Below are 3,605 nucleotides of genomic sequence, written 5' to 3'. Positions count from 1 at the left end.
ATACCCTCATCGGCACTGCCAAGCTCAACAATATCGATCCCCAAGCCTGGCTCGCCGATCTTCTCGCCCACATGCCCTCATGGCCAGCTTCACGCCTCCAAGAACTCGCACCCTGGAACTGGAAACCCGAAACCGCAGTCAAGCACTAATGGCCGTGGTACTCGCCGGATGGATACGTTGATCACTTCCAGATTAGACGAGAATTGCTCTTCCTGCTTGCCCACCGTCGCGCCATTGGCGAAAGCGCCGGGCGCAGTGGTGGCAGGGGCCGCTTGGCGCTGGGCGACCGAGGCAGCGTAGGAACCTTCCCACCCGCCATTATTCGTGATCATGCCCATCTGGCGACCGGCAAAGCGGTACCACATGGCGCTGGGATCATGCCGCCTTTATCGCCAAGAGCCGCGACCCAGTCCTCAAAGCGTTCCACGCCGAGCTCTCAAACAAAGAGCTCTCATTCAAACCCATCATCATCGCGGTGCTAGAAAACGCAGACAACACCTCAACGCCAGAAACCGCTGTGGGCAGCGCTGGAACTTCCATACCAACCCAAATCTGTTTCCTGTCTTACCCCGGCAAAAGCGTTTGCTTTGCGCGTGACGCATTGAAAATTAATCTGCGTCTACGAAATCAGACCAAAAAGTTCTCATCAACGAACATCTCAGCGAAGTTCTGAGGGTGTAAAGTGACTCCATTTATGCGCGCAATCTCAACATTCCTAGTCCACATATCCCGGATTGCAGCGGGCATATGGGCGGACATTTTAACGGCGGCTGCGACCGCTTCGTGCCAATCACCATTGCCCCCATAAAGCGCCTGTAACTTGGGAGCAATTCCCTCAAGTGTACGCTGGTCTTCGGGAAGCAACTTATCGATCGACCTCAACACATACAATTCAAGAAGCCGAAGCAAAGGCTTCCCATCGTAACGCGGATTTCTGTCCATGGCATTACCTAAGCATCGTTGGTAGCGTAGTCTATGACACGCAGACATAAGGTCGAAGGCGTTGGCTTCTCATCTAATGAAGCAATCCAATCTTCTACAAATTCTTTAGCAATGCTAATCTCAAGAAAATAATGCAAGCCAGCATTCGATACCTCTAGGGGCAGCCCCCCTGCATCAGGTTCCTTCGCCACCATTGCGTCGGACTTGTCCGTCCACGGCGCTGAAGCGTAGATAGTATACTCAATGTCGAACGCTGATAGCCTGCTGATCACATCACAGAGTTTCGTTACTTGCCCCATTTTGAATACCCTCCTGCATTGTTCGGATGCAGCGCAGCTTGAAATATACTACCTGGCTTATGCTGCGATAGTGGCACCAGCTGCATTATACCAGCTTCGTCCGCATGGTGCCAAGTCCAACCGGAGGGTGAATTCCGGGGAGCGAGGCCGGTAGGCGTCCGCTGAAGGTTGATCCCAAGGTTTTGTAGGCCCTGTGCAAAAGTCACGTCATCGTCCAACGCTTGCAATAAGGACTCATTGGCCTCTCGAAAATGTTGCTGGCGTGAAACTCCAGGATATGAGGTTGGGCTTAACTTCACTTCATAGGCAACGCTGTAAGCTTGGCCTGAAGGCTCAAGCACTTTTGGCGTTACACCCGCCACCCCGCTCCCTACCCGCGCAGTCGGCACCGCGACTTGGAAGTTGACGCCACCGGCGACGGTGAAGTCAGCGCCCCCGAAGGGGTTCGGGCCGTTTAGACCAAGCGGGCCTATTACATTGGTGTTCGATCCCGTTGATAGCTTAGCCAGAGGGCCTTCTGGGATGATGTCCAATGCTTTCGTGGGAACCGAAAACGCTGCTTTAGCACCCATTCCGCCTATACTTTGGGCCGAAGCGACAGAGCGCAGGAGGGGGACTGCCTCAATCGCCACACCCAAACCGCCTAGGGCGGATCGGTTTTGGAAGGCGTCATAAGCAGCACCACCGGTGGTGCCATTTTTACCGAAAAGGGTGACGGCATCCAATGCACTTAGGGCCGAAATCGAGGCATGCAGTTTTGCGTTGATCAGATATGCATCGCGCGGGCTGTAGGTACCATCGGCCCTAGGCCCATTAACTCTTCCATTATTGCCGGACCACCTCCGTATACCGCGCTGCAGAGCCCCACTTGTGACATCATCATAGGCACCGGTTACGGAATCCGCACCTCTTTTCATAATTGCTTCAAAGAAGCCACGTTTTCTGCCTTGGACGATGATGACTTCCCGGTGGTCATCCTCCGATCTTCGTGCATGCGATCCATCCTTAGTCCTAAGTGTTGGCGGCTCCCTTTCACCCTTTGTCGTCCACAATGGCCCTTCGCTAAGCGCAAAGTTGGCAATGATCCCCCCAAGAATATCGGGTATGGCAGCACGGACGCTGTCACCAAAGTCTGAGCCATCAATGGCAGAGCGGGTAGCGGCACTGGCTAGAACTGCAGCTGTGCCGGTAATGGCTCGACCGGCGGCTTCGCCTAAGTGACCACTGGCCATCAGGCCACGGGCAAACTGCGTGTTGCCAACGGCATAACCAACGCCACCACCAACACCAGCCGCTGCAACTGCAGCCCAACTGAACTTGTCCTGTAGGCCAAGTGTCACATTGATGGCCTGACTGATGGCACTGTTCTTGGCACCTTGGATGATAGCGTCAATGATGCTTGTGGTTGCTTTTGTATGACTGGCAACGCCGCCGCTAACGAAGGCAGCACCTACTTCTTTCCAGCTAAACTTTTCCTGAATGCCGGTCGCAACACCAACTGCTTGGGATACGGTCGAGCCAATTGCTGCCGCGGTCGCATGACTGGCTACGGTCGCTGCTGCCGCTGCTGCGGTCGCGCTGGCTCCCATCGCTTTAAAGACCCCAGCAAAAAACTCCTTGGTGGCACCTTTCGTGAGATAGGTTACCACCACCGCGATAATCACCAGCAGGACCTGCCCCGCAATCCCACATCGTTGCTTCTTCGGCGGGACGGATTGCGGGGTGGAGGGGGTTACGTCGCCGAGGGTTTCGGCGGGGTTGTAGGGGGTGACGGAGGACGCATTATAGGTGTTGCGCATCACCCCAGCTGGTAGGCGCAAAGTCTGGCCTTCAAACAGGGATGCCGCACCCGATAAGCCATTGGCTTCGGCCAATTTGTACCAAAGCCCACTATCGCCCCATAGATTCTGGGCGATCCCTTGCAGGCTGTCGCCTGAACGGACCACATAGCTGCCAGCAACTGAACCTTGGCTATAGCTGTTGATCACTTCCAAATTGGACGAGAATTGCTCTTCCTGCTTGCCCACCGTCGCGCCATTGGCAAAAGCACCGGGCGCAGTTGTGGCAGGGGCCGCTTGGCGCTGGGCGACAGAGGCCGCGTAAGAACCTTCCCACCCGCCATTATTGGTGATCATGCCCATCTGGCGACCGGCAAAGCGGTACCACATGGCGCTGGGATCACCCTGGCTATAATTATTATCCGACTCTCGCCGCCGGATCACTTGCCCCGACACATCGGTGTCAAACGTCACCGTCCGCGCCCGACCGTCATTCACAAGCACGCTCTTGGTCACCATCTGACCGGCGATATTGGCCATAGTGAAGGTGGTGATCCGGGTGGCGGACCCTTCCTTATACGTGATC

4 protein-coding genes are annotated in these 3,605 nt (G+C 55.5%); 1 reads left to right on the top strand and 3 read right to left on the bottom strand.

All coding sequences use genetic code 11. The annotated features are described in order from the left end of the window. Positions 1-149: transposase domain-containing protein (locus ACIQ20_RS16195; RefSeq protein ID WP_395782136.1), on the top strand; the 149-nt coding region annotated here is incomplete at its 5' end. On the opposite strand, the gene ACIQ20_RS16190 is transcribed toward ACIQ20_RS16195, so the two are convergent. The 3 genes from ACIQ20_RS16190 to ACIQ20_RS16180 all read right to left on the bottom strand — a co-directional run. Beyond that, positions 90-365 (bottom strand): hypothetical protein, encoded by a 276-nt coding sequence (locus ACIQ20_RS16190; protein WP_395782138.1) that lies wholly within the window; start codon positions 363-365, stop codon positions 90-92. The genes ACIQ20_RS16195 and ACIQ20_RS16190 overlap by 60 nt on opposite strands. A 585-nt stretch (positions 366-950) precedes the next feature. Further along, the gene (locus ACIQ20_RS16185; protein WP_395782134.1) at positions 951-1,241 is read right to left on the bottom strand and encodes a hypothetical protein; all 291 of its coding nucleotides are present in this window, start codon (positions 1,239-1,241) and stop codon (positions 951-953) included. Continuing rightward, the coding region (locus tag ACIQ20_RS16180) for an HNH endonuclease (RefSeq protein ID WP_395782132.1) at positions 1,229-3,605 on the bottom strand (2,377 nt) is incomplete at its 5' end. The genes ACIQ20_RS16180 and ACIQ20_RS16185, both read right to left, overlap by 13 nt.

Origin of the sequence: Aquidulcibacter sp. (assembly GCF_044346625.1) — a bacterium.
Taxonomy (GTDB): domain Bacteria; phylum Pseudomonadota; class Alphaproteobacteria; order Caulobacterales; family Aquidulcibacteraceae; genus Aquidulcibacter.
Note: the sequence above shows the minus strand (reverse complement) of the source record. Positions and strands in the feature narration are given on the sequence as shown.

Excerpts from the sequence above, each read along its gene's own strand:
- ACIQ20_RS16185 (WP_395782134.1), bottom strand. The coding sequence starts at position 1,241 with ATGGGGCAAGTAACGAAACTCTGTGATGTGATCAGCAGGCTATCAGCG.
- ACIQ20_RS16190 (WP_395782138.1), bottom strand. The coding sequence starts at position 365 with ATGTGGTACCGCTTTGCCGGTCGCCAGATGGGCATGATCACGAATAAT.